This is a genomic window from Psychrobacter sp. TB20-MNA-CIBAN-0197 (genome assembly GCF_040309765.1).
GTDB classification, from domain to species: Bacteria; Pseudomonadota; Gammaproteobacteria; order Pseudomonadales; family Moraxellaceae; genus Psychrobacter; species Psychrobacter submarinus.
This window is the reverse complement of record NZ_JBEOPC010000814.1, coordinates 1-262: the sequence shown is the minus strand read 5'-3', so window position 1 is coordinate 262 and position 262 is coordinate 1. Positions and strand designations below refer to the sequence as shown.

The 262-nt window shown below is 41.6% G+C and carries 1 protein-coding gene; it reads right to left on the bottom strand.

Annotated features, from left to right (window positions below):
• On the bottom strand, positions 1-262 hold a 262-nt coding region (locus tag AAEY83_RS16120; RefSeq protein ID WP_351060614.1), incomplete at both ends, for a class I SAM-dependent methyltransferase.

Sequence of the window (262 nt, the reverse complement as noted above, 5' to 3'; positions counted from 1 at the left end):
CCTGACAAGCTAATCGCATAACGTTTCCATAAGCGATGAATACCAAATGACATTAAGTCATTCATAATGTCGTATTTTTTGGCGACTGAGGTAAAGACATCAGCAACGCGCGCTTGCTTTTCTGCTTTATTGACCGTTTTATAACCAAAATGCGTTTGCTCATTACCATCAGTATCAGGCGTATGCGGATTATTGATGTCATCACGCTGGTTAAAAAGTGTTTGTTTGGCAGTTTGTGCTTGCGCTGAAGTGTTGCTTGCGC